A 20,074-nucleotide genomic window follows, 5' to 3' on the forward strand; every position below is an offset into this window, starting at 1 on the left:
CCTATGCTTAAATAGCTGTATGTCCCTGCCCACCCCGCCCACATTGTTGCCACCCGCTTTGCTCGACGCTGCCGCCGAACTGGCGCAACGTCGGCGCGACGGCAGGCGTGGTGAGCGTTTGGCAGAGGAGCAACGACCGCAGAACTGCCGACAAGCTTGGGCGCTGCAACAACGAGTCAGTGGTCTGTTGAATTGGCCGATAGGCGGCTGGAAATGTGCGCTGCCAAACGCCGAGCAAATCGTGGTGGCACCGATCTACCGCCACAGCATCCACCAACACGGCGAGCCCTGCCCGGTTTGGCCGATCGATACCAAGGCGCGCATAGAACCGGAGCTGGCCTTCGTGTTCGCGGCCGCGCTGCCGTGCCGCCCACAGCCTTACAATCCAGCCGAAATCGACGCCGCTATCGGCAGCGTTCATCTGGCCTTGGAACTCATAGGCAGCCGCTACCAATGCCCGGAGCAAGCCAGCTTTGCCGAACATCTGGCCGATGGCTTGTTCAATCAAGGCTTGCTGCTGGGCCCGGCCATACCAATGGAAGCGGCGGATGCGGCGCACCTGCAGATAGAAATCAGCGACGCGGCAACGCCGCGTGTGTGGTCAGGGGTACACCCGGCCGGTCAGCCGCGCGCGCCGTTGTATTGGCTGCTTGAATTTTTGCGCGCCGCCGGCATCGGCCTGCAGCGTGGACAATGCGTGATTACCGGTTCGTATGCCGGCAGCCCCGATGTCGCGCTCGATACGCCCTTGACGATACGCTTTGGCGAACTCGGTAGCTTGGCGGTGCGCTTTACCGACGCCAGCGGTTTTGAGTAATTACTTCTTACGGAACAACAAATCCCACACACCATGCCCGAGGCGCAGCCCGCGGTTTTCGAATTTTGTTACTGGTCGGTAAGCCGGACGCGGCGCATAGCCATCGGCGGTGTTTTCCAGCGTCGCTTCGGCCCCTAATACTGCCAGCATCTGTACGGCGTAGTCTTCCCAATCCGTCGCGCAATGCAAATAGCCACCCGGTGCCAAGCGCGAAACCAGTAACTCCACCAGCGGGCCTTGAATCAGACGGCGCTTGTTATGCCGCGCCTTGTGCCATGGATCAGGGAAAAACACATGAATGCCATGCAGCGAAGCCGGTGCAATCATGTGTGTCAGTACTTCGAAAGCATCGTGTTGAATGATGCGCTGATTCTGCAAGCCCATTTCTTCACTCAGTTTCAGCAGACTGCCGACACCCGGCGTATGCACTTCGACGCCGATGAAATTTTTCTCCGGCATGCCGGCAGAAATTTTGGCGCTGGTCTCGCCCATCCCGAAGCCGATTTCAAACACCGTTGGTGCCGAACGACCGAAGCTCGCATCGAAGTCGAGCACGGTTTTTTCATAGGGAATGCAGTACCGCGGTGCCAGCGTTTCAATCGCGCGTGCCTGTGCATCAGACAGGCGCCCGGCACGAGTGACAAAGCTGCGGATGCGCCGCTCGGTAGGATCATAAAACAGCGCTTTGGCGCGCTCTGCGAGTGTGGAATCGGACATGGAAACTTCTTCTTGAAAGAGAAACGGCGGCAAGCGTGGTGAAAAATTCACAGTCAGGCAGCGCCAAGGTGGTGGGCACAGCAGGCTACACCACCACAAAAGCGGTATTTTACCAGACGAATCGGCAATTTCCGACCACCGCGGTGTAGTCGGTGTCGGCTGTAAAATTAATTCCCATTTGAAATAATTGACAATAAATATATAATTGGCGCTACCCTTTAAGGTCTGCTCCAGCCATGCTGCCACCATTCAAGCGATCCCCCGCCAGCGCACGACCACCAATCATTTGCTTGGCGATCGCCTTCGTGTTGCTGGTTTGTTTGTCGCTCATAGGCATGGATGGCTGGCGCAGTTGGGCCGCGCGCCGCAATCAACTCAGTCAAATGCAAGTCTCGTCGGCGAATATGGCGCGTGCCATTGCCCAACATGCTGACGATACCTTCAAAGAAGCCGACACCGCACTGCTAGGCTTGGTCGAACGGGTGCAGACCGACGGCAGCGCTACGGCAACGCTGGGGCGGCTACGCAAACTGATGCTGTTACGCAGCGACAATTTACCGCAGTTGCACGGTTTGTTCATCTACGACCAAAACGGCCATTGTCTGGTCCATTCCCTCAACACGTCCTTGGGCACGCAAACTAATGAAGACCGCGATTATTTCATCCATCATCGCCAAGTCAATGATGGCGCATCGTATATCGGCGCGCCGCTACACAGCCGTTCCAACGGCGCTTGGACTCTCACTCTGTCACGCCGCATCAATCGCGCCGACGGCAGCTTTGCCGGCGTCGCCTTAGCCACCATCGAGGTCGAGTACTTCACTCGTTACTACCACAGCTTCGAAATCGGTCAAGCCGGTGCCATCATGCTGTTGGCGGAAAATGGCACGCTACTGACGCGCCGCCCTTTGCTCAGCGATTCGATCGGCAAAGACATGCGTCAGACCACGCTGTTTCGCAACGCGGCCAACAAATTTACCGGCAACTTCACGGCCGTCTCGCCCAGCGACGGAGTGAAGCGGCAAATCAGTTTTCGCCACATGGAGCATTTCCCGCTACTGACCTCGGTTGCCCTGTCGGAACAAGAAATTTTGAGCGAGTGGTTGGCCGACACCTATATGCATACGGCCGGCGTGGCGGCGCTGATTTTGCTACTCGGCTCACTCGGCGTTTACCTGGTGCGGCAGATTCAAATGCGCGTCGACGCTGAAGTAGAAATTCTGCAGACGCGCGATGAAATGGCCGTGCTCAATCAAAAGCTCGAACGCTTGTCGCTGCAAGATGCGCTGACCGAATTAGCCAATCGGCGCCACTTCGATATCGCGCTGCAGGAAGAATTCCGGCGCGCGCAGCGCCACGCGATGCCGCTGGCATTGCTGATGATCGACGCCGACCATTTCAAACGTTTCAATGATCGCTATGGCCATACCAGTGGCGACGACTGCCTCAAGCAGCTGAGCCGCGTCATGAAAAACCATCAGAGCCGGCCCGGTGACTTGGCGGCACGGTATGGCGGCGAAGAGTTTTGCATGATTTTTCCCAATACCGATGCGAAGGGTGCCATGCATCTGGCCGAACACATCCTCGCTGCCGTGCGCGCACTACAGATCGAGCACGCTGCGAACCGCGATGGCGGCGGCATCGTCACCGTCAGCATCGGTGTGGCTGCCTGTGTGCCGTCCCGTGAACACGATAAGCCGCGCGAGTTATTGCAAGCCGCCGACCGCGCTTTGTATGCGGCCAAAGATGGCGGACGCGATCGCTGCGTACTGGCGCCGGCCAACCACCCAATCACCCTCCCCAGTTTGCCCCCACCCGGAAAGTCATGATGAAATTGATTTCTACTCTTAGTTTGCTCGCGCTGTTGTGCGCGCATCCCGCCCTGCAGGCCGCAGAAACCTCGGTATGCCAGTCACTGTGTACGGCCGAGCGCAACAGTTGCCGCAAACAAGCCGATAGCAATAGTTCGGCCGATGTATCAGGCTTACTCAAACAGAATGCCCCGAACCCATCACAAGCGAGCGGTCACGACATGAACGCATACCAAAACACTGCGCAGCAACGCAGCAGTGAGGTGCAAAAATTACGCAGCGAAAAATACCAAAGTTGCGACAACATTGCTGCCAGTTGTGCGCGCAATTGCACGGGTAGTAAGCGCGGCGACTGACGGCCCCGCCCCACAGCCAAGCTTACGTCAACGGCGAGTGCAAATTACAGCGCAGCGCTTGCTTAACCGGCGGGCAACCACAGGGTAACCGTGGTGCCGACGTCTTTTTCACTGGCCACCTCAACCCGCCCACCATGCAGTTCGATGATTTCTTTGACGATGCACATTCCCAGCCCAGTGCCGGGGATGTTACCGGAGGGATCGGCGCGGAAAAAGCGTTCGAACAAGCGCCCCATCTGCTCCGGCGTGATGCCGATGCCATGGTCACGCACGCGTAAGCCGACTTCACTCAAGCCCTCACGCACTTCGCACAAGACACTCAGGTCGATACTGCCACCAGCCGGCGAATACTTGTAGGCATTGCTCAGTACATTCATCAGTGACTGTCCGATTTTTTCCGCATCGATACTGAGTTCTGGCAAACCTTCGGGAATCGACACATTGACGCGACGTGGATCATTATTAACTAACAGCGCGGCCACAGCATTTTCCACCACAGGAGCGATCGCTTGACGTGAAAATTTGAAGTCTTTACCGGCACGTGCTTCGATGCGCGCCAGATCTAACAATTCATTGATCAAATTAATCATCACTGCAGCCTGGCGATGTATCGTGCCGAGCAAATCTTTCTGGGTCGCCTCATCGTATTTACGCCGCAGCAGCAATTCGGAAAAACCGAAAATACTCGCCATCGGGGTGCGTAACTCATGTGCCGCCGTCGATAGAAATTCGCTCTTGATACGATCAATTTCTGTCTCGCGCGTGACATCGCGGAAGTACAGTACTTTTTCCAGCGAACCGGCGGCTACCATGCGCACCGAGCGAATTAAAATGCGCGGCTGCGGTGTCACCAATGTCAGCATCTGATCACCGCTCTGCATCTGCGCTTCCTCGCCGGTTTCGCCGTTCAGTGCACTGTCATTCAATGCCGAGACGTAAGCATGAGCAGGATCGCACAGCGAGCGCAGCATATCGTCGAATTCTTGCATGTTCACATTCGACAACTCGGCATTCGAAAATCCCGTCATTTCCAAGAAGGCGGGATTGACATTGGTCAGCTTACCATCAGCATCAAACGCGACCACACCATCAGGACTGAGGGTGCAGATGGCATCGAGACGCATCGAGCGAATCAAGAAATTTTGCTCAGCCAAGACGCGATCCGTCACGTCGTTCTGACTGCTGACATAATGGCTCACCTGGCCCTCGGCATCAAACACCGGAGCGACCGATAAATCGTTCCAAAACAAGGAGCCATCCTTGCGATAATTGCGTAGCAAAACTTTGCATCCGCGTCCTTCCTTAATCGCCTGCGATACTTCGGCGATCTCTAACTGACAGGTATCGTCGGCCTGCAGTAGGCGGCAATTCATACCCAGCATTTCGCTGGCACTATATCCGGTGATACGCTCGAAGGCTGGGTTAGTGTAAATAATCGGCTGACTACTCATAGTCATATCGGCGATGGCGATGCCATTATTGGCCGCCTCGATCGCTTTGAGTCGCAATTGCAGTATGGCTTCGGCCATCTTGTCGTCGCTGATATCTCTGACCATCAGCGAAAAATTGATTTCGTCATTCTGCTGGAACTGGCTCAGCGAGATCGCCAAGGGGAATTGGTCACCGGAAGAGCGGATGCCGAACGCTTCCACGCGCGCGGTACGCAAGGCACTACCGGCGTTACCATAACTGTTGAGTAAGTCTTCGAGTCTTTCCACCTCCATGCCGACGATCAGAGTGGACAAGGGAATCCTGTCTAGCTGCTCGGCAGAGAAGCCGAAAATATGTTCGGCCGCCAAGTTTACCGACCCAACCCGACCATCACCATCGACCCGCAAAATACCATCGGCGGTCGAATCGAGCACGGCACGCAAAGTGTTCTCACTGCGACTCAGCTGTGTCGTCATTTCCTTGGCCATATCGAAGGCGCGGTTGCGCGTGGCGGTGAGATTTTTAACGAAAAAAGTCAGTAAGATGGTCACCGCGATGCCGGCGACCAGCATCATGTGGCTGATCACATTATTCGATAAGGCTTCGAAGCTTGGCAGACTGGAAAAGCGCACGCTCCAGGTGCGTCCGTTGAATTCCATTTGTCGCGTGCTCAAATAATGCGCATTGGCGATATCGATCGAGGTGGTACTGGAAAACAGCAAGGCGCTCGGATCGGTTTGCTTTCCTTCGAATACTTCCACGCCGACGCTGGCATCGACATTAACGAGCACATTGCGCATCATATCGTCGGCCCGAAATGGGCTATACACATAGCCGAGTAAAGAGTCACGCCGTTCCGCCATCGAGCCGCGTGGTAAGCCATTTTTGTAGACCGGAATGAAGAGTAAAAAACCGGCTTGCCCACCTTGCTTACCTTCCTGTACCAGCGCCACCCGTCCGCTCAAGGCCGGCTCGCCAGTGTCCCTGGCTTGCTCCAAGGCCGCCTTGCGGATCGTTTCTGTGGCTAAATCAAAACCGAAGGCACGCAGATTGCGTCCCCAGAATGGCTCCAGATACAGCACCGTCAGATATTGGGCACGCTGGCCAACCGGATGGATGGTGTATTCAGGATAACCTTCGGCGCGCACTTTGGCGGTGTGAGTGATTTTCTCCGCCTCGTCGACCCGCATAATGAAGCCGACGCCTTGCATGCCGGGCGAGGTTTCATCCAGCCGCAAGCTCGACACATAGGTGCGCCATTGTTCGCGCGAGGTAGTATTGTTCATGCTGAACAACGCCGCGCCACCGCGCAGTATTTGTTCATTGCTGTTCATGCGACGTTCCAGCGAGGTCGTGATCAATTCACCGGTGCTGATGAAGCGCGCGCGCTCGACATCTTCATGGCTGCGCAAACTAAGCACCCACACCGCCACCGACATTCCCAGGCCGATCACCAGAATCAAGTAAGCCAGCCACTCTTTGCGTAAAAATTTAGATAGCCCGACCAACAGCCGGTGCATGCGATTAGCTTGCGTATTCTGATTCATGGACGACTCCTGCCGCAATCACGAGGAACGCTGCGCATCAGTGGCCGACAGCGCTGCGAGAATAAATCACATCGACATCAATTCAATCATGCTGCATTTTACAGAAGCTCAATGCTGGGTAAGTCGCTCAACTTGCTCGAGCAAATCATTGAAATTAAAGGGCTTTTCAAAAAATACATCAGCCCCGGCCAGATCAGCTTGGTGTCGCTCATCGGCGCGAAAGAACGCGCTCAGCAGTATCACCGGTATCTGTGCCAGTTGCGGATCAAGCCGAATCGCGCGGCACAAACCCAAGCCATCGATTGGGCCCGGCATACGGATATCGATGATGAAGCAATCAGGCCGTTCGGCGCGCGCCGAGCTCAAGGCCATGCTGGCGTTGCCGGCTTCGCGCACGGTGTACGATTCAACTTCCATCACCATGCGCACCAGTTGCCGGGCCTCCGATTGATCGTCGACCACCAGCACACTGCGACTCATGACAAGCCGCCGGCGGCTTCTATTTCAGAAAAATAGTTTTCCACCGTGTCCATCAATTCCAGCGGGCTGAAGGGCTTGATCATGTAAGAATTGGCCCCCATTTTCAAACCGGTATCGATATCCGATTGCTGGCCTCGGGCGGTCAACATGACAATGCGGGTGGCGGCATAGCGCGGATCTTTTTTCAAGCGCTCACACACTTGCAGACCATCCATACTGCCCGGCATCATTACGTCGAGCAAAATAATATGTGGCATCACCGTTTGCGCCATTTGATAGCCGCTGTCGCCGTTATCGGCTTCGTGTAATTCGTATTCGCCGAAATCGAGCGTCATACGGATGAGCTTGCGGATATCGGCTTGATCTTCCACGATCAAAATGCGTTTGGTTTTCATGTCCATCTCCGAATCATTATTCCCTCACGGGCATGCTTACTGCATTATTTTTCTACTACCGGCGCTTTTTTCGCCGTCTGCATACGCCGCATCAAAGCCACCATATCATGTGCGTAGCGCTGCGCCTGTTGGGCGTCGAGTACTTGGGTATCCTGTACCGGGGCACCGGTTGCCAGCTCCAGATTAAATTCGATGATGTCATCGCCCTCGCCCTCGACCACAGTCATGCGGCCACCGTGCAGATGCAAAATTTGCTGACAAATTGGCAGGCCCAGACCAGGGCCGCCGGGCGCACCGGTTTTCACGGTTTTTTTCTCGCGCACATAGTCTTCGACGCGGTTGAAGGGCACGAACAATTTCTTTTTCAACAAACCGCTATTGGCAAAATGCCCGTGGTTGCGCAAGCTCAGAATCACATGGGTGCCAGTGCAGCGCAACACGATTTCCAAGCGTGATTTGGGTGAAGCATGGCGCGCGGCATTAGCGATCAATTCACGTAAGGCGCGCGTCAGCCAGACACTGCTCCCATACACAGGCGGCAGCTCGGCATCCAAGCCATCCAGAAACACTTCGAGGCCGCGGGCGCTAAGTTGCTGGCTTTCGGCGTTGAGAGCATTGGAAATCATGGCATCAAACATCAGTCGCTCTTGATCGACCAGGGGCGAACTGCCAAACAATTCAGCCAGCATTTCTATGCGTTGCAGACGCTCCGAAATCACCCGGCCGTTTTCAACCAAGCTGTGGGTTTCTTCCGAACTTTCTTCTTCAACAAAGAAATCGAGTTGTTCCGAAAATTGCTTGATAGGACGCGCCAGATCGATGCGAATAAATTCATAGAAATTTTTCAAGGTCATTTCATAGAATTGCTTCTCAGCCAACACTCTGGTCACGATGGCATATTGATTCGCTACCGGCAGGGGCATCAGTTGCGCAATACAGCCGGCTGGGCTACCCATTTGGGTTGGTAAAGGAATAGACAGAGGAGCTTTACCGAAACCGGCGGCCAAATCACGCACACCCTTGACCACCCGCGGATCGGGAAACGGCTGGCCGACTTTGGCCGCGAAGACGATTTGACCTGGTTCGTTGACATAATCAACCACGCCATCGCTATTGGCTATCGCCACGCCATCGCTCAAAGCATCGAAAAATACTTTCATCTGCGCATTCATACCGACCTCGTTTGTGCTGACCACCTTACTCGATGCGCACCATGGCTTGCCACAATCAATGAGAAGTGCGGCAACTCCCTGCAAAAAAAGTGCTGCCCCCTTGATGACAATAATATGCTGTTTCAAAGTATTTGCAACAAGCAATGTTTTAAACAATTGTCAATTAACATTGCTGCAATGCATCATTTTTAATCATACTGAGGGGGTTTTTGATCGCGTTGCGAGGCACTGTGTAGGCCAGCTCGTTCTTGACGCGGAGGGAATTTTATAGTGGATCCACATATCCGGACAACAGTTTAAACTCGTGTTTGTCGAAAAGAGACGAGGCAGACCATGAGTGAAAATAAGAGAAAAATATTTAGCGGCGCACAAAAAGCCAAGCTAGCAGTTGAGGCAATCAAAGGCGAAAAGACGGTCAATCAGATCGCCCAAGAGTTCGGCGTGCATCCGACGCAGGTCAGCCAGTGGAAGAAAGAATTACTGGAAAATGCAGGCAGTCTGTTTGAAGCTAAACGCGCTCCGAAACCAGCCAGCGGCCAGCACACAGAACGACCCAGACCGTCTCTGTGCCAAAATTGGGCAACTGAAACTATCTTAAACTCTTTGAATAATTGTCTGGACTTAGGAGGCCACTGTACGGGTCGCATTGGGAATTATCGTGCCCGTCCCGAATCACGCATTTTTTCAATATTTGTTTCAGCAGCCTTGAATCCGTGGGCGTAGGCTTTTTTGTATAGATCGAATGCAAGCTGATCGTTTTGTGGCACACCTTCACCTTTAAAGTACAAATTTCCTAGTTGATTCTCAGCTTTGGCATTACCTTGTTCGGCCTCATATTTGGCGATAGAAGCGGCATGTTCAAAACGGCCCATAATCTTGGCGTTGAAAAAATCAACTAACCATGCTTCGTCATCCCACGTTGTTCCATTAACGCAAAGTATCTTGGCAACTACCTTGTCATCGCCGCGCCATTGTTTCGCACCGTGATCCAAGTTAATGGTGAAGTGAACGACGGACTCATTGAATAGACCTGTCCAGAAATAATTGTCAGATGGTCCGGTGACGAAGTTGCTTTCATACTGACGAATCACCTCTTTGGCAGTGGGTAAGCGCCAGGCAACACCGTCCTTATTGGCTAGTTGTTCGCAATACTCATAGGCACCCCTCCAGTGAACCTGGGTATCGTTTGATGTCCATTGAAGGCCTACACGGGCCTTCAATGCCGCGTTTGCAACGCCCTTGGAGTCACAGCCTGTCAGGTTGCAAAGTACCAAGGTGATGAGAAGGCCGAGCCCTTCTGATCGGATTCTTTTCAAAATGCTCTCCGGAAAATAGATCAGGAATTTTTTGATTTGATAAAACTCAATTTGTCTGATTCGCTTATTTAGTCGATTTCTCTAAATATATTTCCTAAAGACAATCTTGGCGACGATCCAGTAAATCTTGAGTTCATACAACAGGAATATTTTTATTAACAATAAAAATATATAGTTTGCCAATGTTATGATGCTCCACAGTAAAAATATATTGTGTCGAATACTGGTTTCCCCTTCGGGGATTACGGATAGCCTTCCCTTGCCATGCAGTGATAGATTGCTGTTTTAAAAATTTAATGCAGAAGTCAAATGACGCGATGGCAGCAAAGGGAGGAAGATAAAACGCGAATACTTGAGGCTGAACGACAAGTGTTCTTACAAAATGCGCTCGAACCTATGCGGCTGATGTCTTTAAGAAGTGTCTTGGCTTTCTCAAAAAAAGTATGGATGTATTTGTTTCTGGTCTGGATGACGTTCTTTTGTTCGGTAGCGACGATTCAGATTTCATCGGAAATCAAGAGGCAGGAAGATCATTTCCAGCAAACCTCGCTCAATCTATACGAATTAATCCGGCAACGTCTTTCTCAAAATGAGGCGGTATTAGGCGGGCTGGAAGCACTGCTGCATACTTTTGACCAGCTTCAATTTAATGGTGTTCGTGCCTACGCAAAGGAAATGCTGACGCGCTATCCCCATATTTATACCGTGGGATTGCTATAGTGGATCCACATATCCGGACAACAGTTTAAACTAGTGTCTGTCGAAAAGAGACGAGGCAGACCATGAGTGAAAATAAGAGAAAAATATTTAGCGGCGCACAAAAAGCCAAGGTAGCAGTTGAGGCAATCAAAGGCGAAAAGACGATCAATCAGATCGCCCAAGAGTTCGGGGTGCATCCGACGCAGGTTAGCCAGTGGAAGAAAGAATTACTGGAAAATGCAGGCAGTCTGTTTGAAGGTAAGCGCGGTCCGAAACCGGCCAGCACACAGAACGACCCAGACCGTCTCTATGCCAAAATTGGGCAACTGAATATGGAACTCGATTGGCTTAAAAAAAAGTCAGGGATCAGCCTGTAACGGAACGATTGCAGTGGGTAGAGCCGCTCTCTGCCCTTTCAATCGCCACACAATGCCGTCTCGTTTCAGTCACGCGCTCGGTCGTGTACGACAAGAAAAAGCGCTTGCAAGAAGAGATCAATCCGTTTGATAGTTTGCTGTTGCAATTGCTTGACGAGGAATACACCAGACATCCATTTTACGGCACGCGACGCATGACGCATTACTTGCGAGACTGTGGCCATGCAGTGAACCGCAAGCGCGTACAGAGGCTGATGCAGCAACTGGGATTGGCAGGTATGGCCCCAGGCCCCAACACCAGTAAAGCGCATCCGCAGAACAAGATTTACCCGTACTTACTGAGAGGTATCGATGTCACTCGACCAAATATGGTCTGGAGTACAGACATCACATTCATCAGGCTGCCGCGGGGTTTTGTGTATCTGGTGGCGATCGTTGACTGGTATAGCCGGAAGGTGCTGTCTTGGCGGTTGTCGAACACGATGGATGCGGGGTTTTGCGTGGACTGCTTGGAAGAAGCCATAAAATGGTATGGAACGCCGGAGATTTTTAATACCGATCAGGGTGCGCAGTTTACCAGCCAGGCCTTTACTGGGCTGCTGCTTAGAAACGGCATCAAAATCAGTATGGACGGTCGCGGTCGGGCGTTGGATAATATTTTTGTTGAGCGTCTATGGCGCAGTGTGAAATATGAAGAAGTGTATTTGAAAAAGCATGAAAGTATGCCGGAGTTGGTGATCGGCTTGGCGAACTATTTTATGTTCTACAACGCTGAACGTAAACATCAATCATTGGGTTATCAAACGCCGGAAACCGTGTATCGATCAGGCGTGGGCGGCGGTGCCAAGATCGTAAACAAATTTGGTACTGAACTGCCTGATTCAAAAATGATAGAAAAGAAAAGCACGGTAGTGATGTAGTGCGAATAACGGGGCAGCGCCGCGCAGCTGTGGCAGAAACAGGCACTATCTTAAACTCTTTGAATAATTGTCTGGACTTAGGGGGCCACTTTATGCAACCGCGTATCGAACTGGCGCATTTGCATGAATTTGAAAGGGAGGCTCAGCACTCGATTCGTGCCGATTATCAGATTCGGGACTTTGGTTTAGATGGCGAGCGCAGTTGGCGCAGAGCCGCACCGCGTCCATTTTATTATCCGGTCACCTTTATGGAACCGCCCATTGCATCGGCCTCTCCGGTTTTAGGATTGGATGTCTATGCGGATAAGAAGCTGCAATTGGCGATTGATGAGAGTGTGATGACGCAAAAAATCATTGCATCAGCACCGTTTAATCTGGTCGAAGGTGGGCGCGGATATATTTTATTTAAAGCCTTGTTCAATACGTCGTCACCATCAGCTGATTATTTCACTCGGCAACAGCAGGCGACCCGTTTAGTGTCTCTGCTGATCAGTGCTAAGAATTTACTTCATGCAGATGAATTGCCGCCATCGAATATGACAATGCGGCTTTTTCACAAACAGTATCAGCCTGACGACGTAAGCGGACAGATTTACGCGTTAAATGAAATGAAGAAGTCATCGGTTGAACGGCATCTCTTACCGCTATTCACCTACGAACATGCTATTCCTAGCGAATTCCAACCGTTTTTATTTGAAACACAAAGGCAGATCGGCTGGGAAGTGTTTCGACTCTCCGGCTTGGTGGTTTCTGCCTGTGTGACCTTGTTGCTGACATTGTTAGGTGCGATGGCATTCAATTGGCGGCGCATGCAGCAAGAGGAAACGCGGCTGGCGAATGAATTATTGTATCGGGAACGGGACCGCGCTTTTGTCACGTTACGATCTATTACTGATGCGGTGATGACGCTCAATTCTGATGGTGTTGTCGAATACGTCAATCCTGCGGCAGAAGCCATTCTTCAGAAAAAACTTGCGGACATCCAAGGAAAACAAGTAACTGCGGTAATGGCCTTGAGGTATGAACTTTCCACTTCAAAAATAGTAGACCCATTTTCTCAATGTATTGCTGATCAACGTGTCGTCGATCTTCCAGATAATGCGGTGATACAGGATAACGATGGACAGCGCAAACTGATTGAAGGGAACGTATCGCCCTTGTTTGGCAGTCAGCAGGAGTTTATCGGCGCAGTGGTTGCATTTAGAGATATGGGGCCAATACGCAAGAAAGCGCTTGAGGCCATCGAAGCTAGTGAGAAACGCTTGCGTCAGCACCAAGTAGAATTAGCTCACGTCGCTCGTTTGAATACGATGGGTGAAATGGCAGCAGGGATTGCGCACGAAATCAATCAACCATTGGCAGCTATTCTGAGCTACAACCAAGCCTGCATTCGTATGCTGCAATCTGACGATGCGAATGATGATGAAATTATTCAGGCAATGAAATCCTCTGCGTTGCAATCAAAGAGAGCTGCCGAGATTATTACGCGCCTACGTGCATTCGTCAGTAAGAAATCATCAAAGACAGCCCCTGTCGATTTGAATCAAGTGATACATAACGTCCTATCTCTGAGCGAGCATCATTTGAAAGATTTTCAGGTGATTACTGAAACCGAACTGATGTATGGCTTGCCAGTTGTCACGGCTGATCCGATAGGTATGGAGCAAGTGGTTTTGAATCTGGTCAGGAATGGCATGGAAGCGATGCAGGAGTTTCCAACTGATGCCAGAATCATCCACATACAAACCGCCGTCCAAGAAAGCAGAGTCGTGCTGACGGTTCGAGATGGCGGCGCAGGTATTCCAGCAGAGGTGCTCCCGCATCTGTTTGATCCCTTCCTTACAACCAAAGATAACGGCATGGGATTGGGACTCACTATTAGTTACTCCATTGTCGAATCTTATGGCGGAACACTATCTGCAAAAAACTTACCGCATGGCGGCGCTGAGTTTAGTTTCTCCTTAGCGATTCGTTATCCGAATATTGTTGACCTCGATTTATCTGAAAGAGAATGATGTTAGAACCTGTCGTATTTTTAGTAGATGACGACCTCGCTGTTCGCGACTCGCTCAGCTTATTGATTAAATCAGTCGGCCTAAATGTGATTGCGTATGAACATCCGCAGGCATTCTTAGATGACTACGATGCGAGCCAAGTGGGGTGCTTGATATTAGACATCCGTATGCCAGGTATCAGTGGCTTGACGATACAAGACATACTCAAACAAAAAGGGTATGTGATTCCCATCATTTTTATTACCGGCCATGGTGATATTGCGCAATGTACACGTGCATTCAAGGCTGGTGCAGTTGATTTCTTGACTAAACCAGTAGATGAACAATCGTTGATTGATAGTCTGCAAATGGCGATCAAGTCGAGTATTGAGTTGCATCGTCAATCAAAACTGAATGCCGATGTGTATGAAAAAATCAGCCGCTTGTCAGAGCGCGAAAATCAAGTGTTGCACTTGCTTGTGGAAGGTATGCCGAACAAGGTCATTGCAGACAGGTTAAAGGTCAGTACAAGAACGGTCGAGTCCCATCGTGCCAAGCTCTTTGAAAAACTGGAAGTGAGTTCGCTGGCGGAATGCGTCAGGATTCAGTTGAGTGCGGCCAAATCGATTTGAGCAGAATGTGATTTTAGGATAATAAAATGAATGCAAACTGGAAAAAAAATACGAAACCAGACGTTGTTCTTAAAAGAATCGAAGAATCAAAGAATGTGTCTGTTGACGGAAAGGTTTCATTTTCTGGCTTCGGATTTTTTGATGCAAAGGCAACCCTCGATGGAATGGTTGATTTTAAGGATAAATCACATTCAATTGAAATAGAAGGCGTTATTTGGACAGCTATCAGTAACGTCGCTAAAAAACAGGTACTTGAGAAGCAGAGCGTAATTGAAGAAATTAATCGTTTAATTAAGGAGGAGCGAAAGACAAAGGAAACAGAGTTTCATGTTTTAACAACAATTTCGCTCGGTAAGCCATTTCCGTTAAAAACAATCAATACTGAAGGCTGCAAGATTACTTTCTTAAATAATTTTTTTCCAAAAAGGTATGAATCGAGGAATTCTGTAATTAGAAATAAATTTGATTTTTCTGACGATACACCTGATAGCTATAGCAAAATTATTGTATCGGTAAAGTCAAAATCTATTAAAGGAGCTGCAACCAAGGCTTTGTATGTGATTGATATTCAACGAGCGATATGGTCACTACTTGCAAATTCAAGTACGTCGCTTTTTGGAGATGAATGGAAGCCAATAAATAAGATACGAATGGGGCGTGTTCATACAGTCCACCAAATCAATGGGGCAGTCGCTGATGAACAATTTTGGTATGAACCGAACTTTGCAAAAGTAGATTTGTTTGTAGCGGATGATTTTGCAGGTTTTAAAAAGTTTTACAAACGAATTTTTACCAAGTTAAATCAAATTCCATATTCTTATGAATTACGCGATGCATTGGTTCGATTTGTCCGAGCTTTAGATGAACGAGATCAGAACGTTAGCCTAATAAAGCTGTGGGGTGCACTAGAGTCCATCACATGCCAAGGTGATGCTAAATACGATTTAATAGTACGTCGATGTTCATTTCTGTTTAAAGATTCTGAATATCACCAACAAGTACTAGAGCATTTGCGGGATTTTAGAAACAGAAGCGTTCATGCCGGAGACCAGAATGAGAATGCAAAGTTTAGGTGCTACCAACTAAAGTTCTACTTTGAACAACTTATCTTTTTCCATCTACGAAATACGGGGACTTTTAAAACTTTGAACGAAGCAAATCTTTTCCTTGATTCGCCAAGAGATATGACTGACTTAATCAATAAAAAACGGTTGATCGAACGTGCAATAAAGTTTTTGTTATAAAGACGATTGCGTAACATATTTCTTATAAAAAAAAAGAAGCGCCATTCGTAACAAGTTATCTTATTCACGGTGTTTGTCAAACAACCTGTCGCACAACCCGTCAAGCCGCCTGCTTCATTTCTTCCGTTTGAGCCCGTTCTGGGTTGAGCCAAACGTGATCATGTAAAGTCCAGTTTCTCGTATGTTGAGCCCAGCGTTCGGGACGTCGACGTTTCGCCTCAACATAGACGCTATCCCGATGCTGCAATATTTTCACAGCCGTTCCGTTATGCCGCTGTTCCGGCGTTACAAACTTCAATCCACTGTGCTTATGCACTTGGTTGTACCATCTAACAAACTGGAGCATCCAAGTCTGCGCGGCCTCGACATTGTCGAACGGCTTTGTCGGATAATCGGGCCGATATTTGCAAGTATGGAAGAGCGATTCTGCGAATGGCTTATCATTCGAAACACGCGGACGACTAAAGGACGCGGCGATACCTAAATTCTCCAACGTAGCAAGCATCGTGGCTCCCTTCATCGAGCTGCCGTTATCCGAGTGTAGTACCAATGGACGCCCCGCCAATCCCTCTGCCAAACTGGTCCGACGGATTAACATCGATGCCAATTCAGCAGATTCAGCTTCATGCACTTCATGCCCAACGATCTTCCTGCTAAACACATCTAAGATCATGTACCAGTAATAATATTTACCCTGAATTTGTGCAGGCAACCACGTGATATCCCAAGACCAAACCTGGTTGGGGCCTGTCGCACAATGACTAGTCACGACTCTAGTTGATGGTTGCTTCGCACGTCCACGGTGGTGCTGCATTTTATTCGCTTTCAATATCCGGTAAATCGTCGATTCAGAGGCCAAATAGTCGCCTCGATCTGCCAAGGTAGGAACGATCTGGCTTGGCGGAAGGCTAGCAAACTCAGCCGTATTCAACACCTTCAGAATATGGACAATTTCGTCGGCTTTTATCTTGTTCGCCGGTGCCGCTCGAACGTTGGTAGTACGCCTGTCGGCTACGACGGCGGCATCGCCATCACACACCCATCGTTGGAAGGTACAGACGCAGATATCGAGTTCCCTACAAGCGCAATTGAGGCGAGAACCGGAGGCGACCGCTTCGCGAATCAATTCCACACATAACAGGCGATCTGGGATACTAATCAGTCTTCCGATTTGCCCCCCAGATCGCCTGGGCTTTTTTTCTTAAGACCAGCAAAGCGGCTACTTCAGCTAAGGCTTTCTCCTTGCGATTCAATTCTTTCTCTAAGGCCCGGATACGTTTTTGATCGCCTTTGCTTTGCTCGCGCTGGCTTTTAGCGGCTTCTGCAGCGTTCGCATTCGCGCCTATGCATGCTTGACGCCACTCTTTGATTTGTTCAAGGAACAGGCCTTTACGGCGGCAATACTCAGCCTGTTCCGCCATGCTCATCGTTGCTGTTTCCAGTACGACCGCGAATTTATCTTCTGAGCTCCATTGCGCACTATTTTTTCCATTACCTGGCACGACTATTCCCTGATTTTTAAGCTGACGACGCCAAGTATAAAGCGTTTGTTCGGTGATCCCTGTTTCGCGTGCGAGTGCCGATATCGGCATATTTTCTGGGGGCATCATACGCCGCTGAGCGGCTTCTTTTCGTTCTGGTGAGTACATGCGCATAGTGATTCTGTTCTCCGTCCCCGTTTGGATTTCTGGCGACACTGCCAGTCTTACCAGGTTCTGATGTAAGCCAAAAAAATCAAAGTCTTGAGGGAAAGGGTTCCGCTTCGCTCCACCCTTAACCCCGATCTGTAACGCCGATCAAAGCCATTGAGTAAGAAGCAAAAACACTGACATTCACACAAATTGAAAAATAAATCTGTATATTTTTGTTTTACAAAAGACATGTGACAGGTAGCCTAACACCGGGGGTTCAGATCACGAGGCGGACAGCTGATCGCTTTCGTTACGACTTGATTATGGTTACCTGTTGCTCCTTTGAATGTGACGAAATTAAATTGAGATGTTTCTTTCTGAATAGAAATATATCCTTCAAAACATGGTTTTTTTTTCGTCTTCTTTGCGGATATCCGTACCCGTACGTAAAACCCGAAGGTGTTGCAGGTAATTCCCACTATAGTAATTTTGTTGCATAAAAAGCTAATATCAATCCTAATTTTTTTTGCTAATTTTTTTAATTAAATAACGATTGATTGGGTTGAATATGAGCAAGGTTATTCCAGAAAATATACGAAATAATTTGAAGAAATATCCTGATCACACACATTTGACTTGCTTAGAGTGTGGCTATGTAGGACTTGGAGGGTGTTTGAAAATTTCAAAACCCTTAATATATCGGTTGTCGATATATGGAGCAGGAGTGTTCATTTATTTCGTTGTTTATTTTTATGGCTATGTCACATCCTTTTGGCAAAATCTGGTCTTTGGTGCCTTTGTAGCTTTGTTGGCACGATCCACAAAAATTTTTGTTTGCCCCAATTGTGGTATTCAATTTAAATGACTATTAGGTAATCTAATAGTTAATTCAATATAGGTTTGTGATATCAACTTTGTTTGTCTCATACATCAACTTTGAGACGGGCTTCTATAATTTTCAAGACTATTTTTTAAGATTAAATAAGTGATGAACAAGCAACCTAATGACGATATTTTCTTGCAGGCGGTTAAGTTTTTGAAAGGAGATGGAGTAGAGAGAAGTGTCGATATCGCATCTAAATTGTTTCATGTAGCTGCCGAGGCTGGGCATGATAAAGCCCAGTTCAACCTAGGAGTGATGTATCTAAATGGGATTGGTGTAGTTAAAAATAAGCTACTAGCGATTTATTGGCTAGAGCGTGCCGCATCTTTGGGAAATCTAAAGTGGCCCCCTAAGTCCAGACAATTATTCAAAGAGTTTAAGATAGTGCCTGTTTCTGCCACAGCTGCGCGGCGCTGCCCCGTTATTCGCACTACATCACTACCGTGCTTTTCTTTTCTATCATTTTTGAATCAGGCAGTTCAGTACCAAATTTGTTTACGATCTTGGCACCGCCGCCCACGCCTGATCGATACACGGTTTCCGGCGTTTGATAACCCAATGATTGATGTTTACGTTCAGCGTTGTAGAACATAAAATAGTTCGCCAAGCCGATCACCAACTCCGGCATACTTTCATGCTTTTTCAAATACACTTCTTCATATTTCACACTGCGCCATAGACGCTCAACAAAAATATTATCCAACGCCCGACCGCGACCGTCCATACTGATTTTGATGCCGTTTCTAAGCAGCAGCCCAGTAAAGGCCTGGCTGGTAAACTGCGCACCCTGATCGGTATTAAAAATCTCCGGCGTTCCATACCATTTTATGGCTTCTTCCAAGCAGTCCACGCAAAACCCCGCATCCATCGTGTTCGACAACCGCCAAGACAGCACCTTCCGGCTATACCAGTCAACGATCGCCACCAGATACACAAAACCCCGCGGCAGCCTGATGAATGTGATGTCTGTACTCCAGACCATATTTGGTCGAGTGACATCGATACCTCTCAGTAAGTACGGGTAAATCTTGTTCTGCGGATGCGCTTTACTGGTGTTGGGGCCTGGGGCCATACCTGCCAATCCCAGTTGCTGCATCAGCCTCTGTACGCGCTTGCGGTTCACTGCATGGCCACAGTCTCGCAAGTAATGCGTCATGCGTCGCGTGCCGTAAAATGGATGTCTGGTGTATTCCTCGTCAAGCAATTGCAACAGCAAACTATCAAACGGATTGATCTCTTCTTGCAAGCGCTTTTTCTTGTCGTACACGACCGAGCGCGTGACTGAAACGAGACGGCATTGTGTGGCGATTGAAAGGGCAGAGAGCGGCTCTACCCACTGCAATCGTTCCGTTACAGGCTGATCCCTGACTTTTTTTTAAGCCAATCGAGTTCCATATTCAGTTGCCCAATTTTGGCATAGAGACGGTCTGGGTCGTTCTGTGTGCTGGCCGGTTTCGGACCGCGCTTACCTTCAAACAGACTGCCTGCATTTTCCAGTAATTCTTTCTTCCACTGGCTAACCTGCGTCGGATGCACCCCGAACTCTTGGGCGATCTGATTGATCGTCTTTTCGCCTTTGATTGCCTCAACTGCTACCTTGGCTTTTTGTGCGCCGCTAAATATTTTTCTCTTATTTTCACTCATGGTCTGCC

Annotated in this window: 18 protein-coding genes; 10 read left to right on the forward strand and 8 right to left on the reverse strand. The window is 49.5% G+C overall.

Annotated features, from left to right (window positions below; all coding sequences use genetic code 11):
• Positions 1 to 19: 19 nt before the first annotated feature.
• On the forward strand, positions 20 to 817 hold the full coding sequence (locus tag RHM61_RS02785) for a fumarylacetoacetate hydrolase family protein (RefSeq protein ID WP_322249614.1): 798 nt from the start codon (positions 20 to 22) through the stop codon (positions 815 to 817).
• Here the strand turns inward: RHM61_RS02785 and trmB are convergent, their stop codons facing one another.
• Positions 818 to 1,534 carry a tRNA (guanosine(46)-N7)-methyltransferase TrmB gene (trmB, locus tag RHM61_RS02790; protein ID WP_322249615.1) on the reverse strand — a complete coding sequence of 239 codons (717 nt, stop codon included), beginning with the start codon at positions 1,532 to 1,534 and terminating at the stop codon, positions 818 to 820.
• Between the two features lie 236 nt (positions 1,535 to 1,770).
• On the opposite strand from trmB, the gene RHM61_RS02795 reads away from it, so the two are divergent.
• Together RHM61_RS02795 and RHM61_RS02800 are read left to right on the forward strand one after the other, a co-directional pair.
• Positions 1,771 to 3,363: a diguanylate cyclase gene (locus RHM61_RS02795; protein ID WP_322249616.1), complete on the forward strand. Its 1,593-nt coding sequence runs from the start codon at positions 1,771 to 1,773 to the stop codon at positions 3,361 to 3,363.
• Positions 3,363 to 3,701: a hypothetical protein gene (locus tag RHM61_RS02800; RefSeq protein ID WP_322249617.1), complete on the forward strand. Its 339-nt coding sequence runs from the start codon at positions 3,363 to 3,365 to the stop codon at positions 3,699 to 3,701. The genes RHM61_RS02795 and RHM61_RS02800 overlap by 1 nt, the downstream gene beginning before the upstream one ends.
• 62 nt (positions 3,702 to 3,763) lie before the next feature.
• On the opposite strand, the gene RHM61_RS02805 is transcribed toward RHM61_RS02800, so the two are convergent.
• From RHM61_RS02805 to RHM61_RS02820, 4 genes are all read right to left on the reverse strand, one after another.
• Positions 3,764 to 6,679, reverse strand: coding sequence for a CHASE domain-containing protein (locus RHM61_RS02805; RefSeq protein ID WP_322249618.1), 2,916 nt, complete (start codon positions 6,677 to 6,679; stop codon positions 3,764 to 3,766).
• Positions 6,680 to 6,787: 108 nt separating this feature from the next.
• Positions 6,788 to 7,159 carry a response regulator gene (locus RHM61_RS02810; RefSeq protein WP_322249619.1) on the reverse strand — a complete coding sequence of 124 codons (372 nt, stop codon included), beginning with the start codon at positions 7,157 to 7,159 and terminating at the stop codon, positions 6,788 to 6,790.
• A complete protein-coding gene (locus tag RHM61_RS02815; RefSeq protein ID WP_322249620.1) occupies positions 7,156 to 7,554 on the reverse strand; it encodes a response regulator transcription factor in 399 nt (132 codons plus the stop codon). The genes RHM61_RS02810 and RHM61_RS02815 overlap by 4 nt, the downstream gene beginning before the upstream one ends.
• Positions 7,555 to 7,598: 44 nt before the next feature.
• Positions 7,599 to 8,714 (reverse strand): sensor histidine kinase, encoded by a 1,116-nt coding sequence (locus RHM61_RS02820; RefSeq protein WP_322249621.1) that lies wholly within the window; start codon positions 8,712 to 8,714, stop codon positions 7,599 to 7,601.
• A 345-nt stretch (positions 8,715 to 9,059) separates the two neighbouring features.
• Between RHM61_RS02820 and RHM61_RS20235 the strand changes: the two genes are divergently transcribed.
• A complete protein-coding gene (locus RHM61_RS20235; protein WP_323503168.1) occupies positions 9,060 to 9,449 on the forward strand; it encodes a transposase in 390 nt (129 codons plus the stop codon).
• Here the strand turns inward: RHM61_RS20235 and RHM61_RS02830 are convergent.
• Positions 9,380 to 10,042: a hypothetical protein gene (locus RHM61_RS02830; RefSeq protein WP_322249622.1), complete on the reverse strand. Its 663-nt coding sequence runs from the start codon at positions 10,040 to 10,042 to the stop codon at positions 9,380 to 9,382. The genes RHM61_RS20235 and RHM61_RS02830 overlap by 70 nt on opposite strands.
• Positions 10,043 to 10,351: 309 nt before the next feature.
• Between RHM61_RS02830 and RHM61_RS02835 the strand changes: the two genes are divergently transcribed.
• The 5 genes from RHM61_RS02835 (at position 10,352) to RHM61_RS02855 (ending at position 15,908) form a co-directional block, all read left to right on the forward strand.
• Complete coding sequence (locus tag RHM61_RS02835) at positions 10,352 to 10,762, forward strand: hypothetical protein (protein WP_322249623.1); 411 nt, start codon at positions 10,352 to 10,354, stop codon at positions 10,760 to 10,762.
• A gap of 62 nt (positions 10,763 to 10,824) precedes the next feature.
• Positions 10,825 to 12,038 (forward strand): IS3 family transposase gene (locus RHM61_RS02840; protein WP_322247645.1). Its coding sequence is split into 2 segments (ribosomal slippage): positions 10,825 to 11,101 and positions 11,101 to 12,038, totalling 1,215 coding nucleotides; the frame shifts between segments, so codons are not numbered across the junction.
• Positions 12,039 to 12,130: 92 nt separating this feature from the next.
• The gene (locus RHM61_RS02845) at positions 12,131 to 14,053 is read left to right on the forward strand and encodes an ATP-binding protein (RefSeq protein WP_322249624.1); all 1,923 of its coding nucleotides are present in this window, start codon (positions 12,131 to 12,133) and stop codon (positions 14,051 to 14,053) included.
• Entirely contained in the window at positions 14,053 to 14,664 is a 612-nt protein-coding gene (locus tag RHM61_RS02850; protein ID WP_322249625.1) for a response regulator transcription factor, read from the forward strand. Before RHM61_RS02845 ends, RHM61_RS02850 begins: the two co-directional genes overlap by 1 nt.
• A gap of 26 nt (positions 14,665 to 14,690) precedes the next feature.
• A complete protein-coding gene (locus tag RHM61_RS02855; RefSeq protein ID WP_322249626.1) occupies positions 14,691 to 15,908 on the forward strand; it encodes a HEPN domain-containing protein in 1,218 nt (405 codons plus the stop codon).
• Positions 15,909 to 16,008: 100 nt separating this feature from the next.
• On the opposite strand, the gene RHM61_RS02860 is transcribed toward RHM61_RS02855, so the two are convergent.
• A protein-coding gene (locus RHM61_RS02860; protein ID WP_416200209.1) for an IS3 family transposase occupies positions 16,009 to 17,563 on the reverse strand; the annotation gives its coding sequence in 2 pieces (ribosomal slippage) (positions 16,009 to 17,101 and positions 17,100 to 17,563; 1,557 coding nt in all).
• 544 nt (positions 17,564 to 18,107) lie between these two features.
• Between RHM61_RS02860 and RHM61_RS02865 the strand changes: the two genes are divergently transcribed.
• Positions 18,108 to 18,404 carry a hypothetical protein gene (locus RHM61_RS02865; RefSeq protein WP_322249627.1) on the forward strand — a complete coding sequence of 99 codons (297 nt, stop codon included), beginning with the start codon at positions 18,108 to 18,110 and terminating at the stop codon, positions 18,402 to 18,404.
• Between the two features lie 448 nt (positions 18,405 to 18,852).
• On the opposite strand, the gene RHM61_RS02870 is transcribed toward RHM61_RS02865, so the two are convergent.
• Positions 18,853 to 20,066, reverse strand: a protein-coding gene (locus RHM61_RS02870; RefSeq protein ID WP_322247645.1) for an IS3 family transposase whose coding sequence is annotated in 2 segments (ribosomal slippage) — positions 18,853 to 19,790 and positions 19,790 to 20,066 — 1,215 coding nt in all. Because the reading frame shifts where the segments join, the coding sequence is not laid out codon by codon here.
• Positions 20,067 to 20,074 lie beyond the last annotated feature (8 nt).

It is taken from the genome of Undibacterium sp. CCC3.4 (assembly GCF_034347425.1).
Classification (GTDB): Bacteria; Pseudomonadota; Gammaproteobacteria; order Burkholderiales; family Burkholderiaceae_D; genus Undibacterium.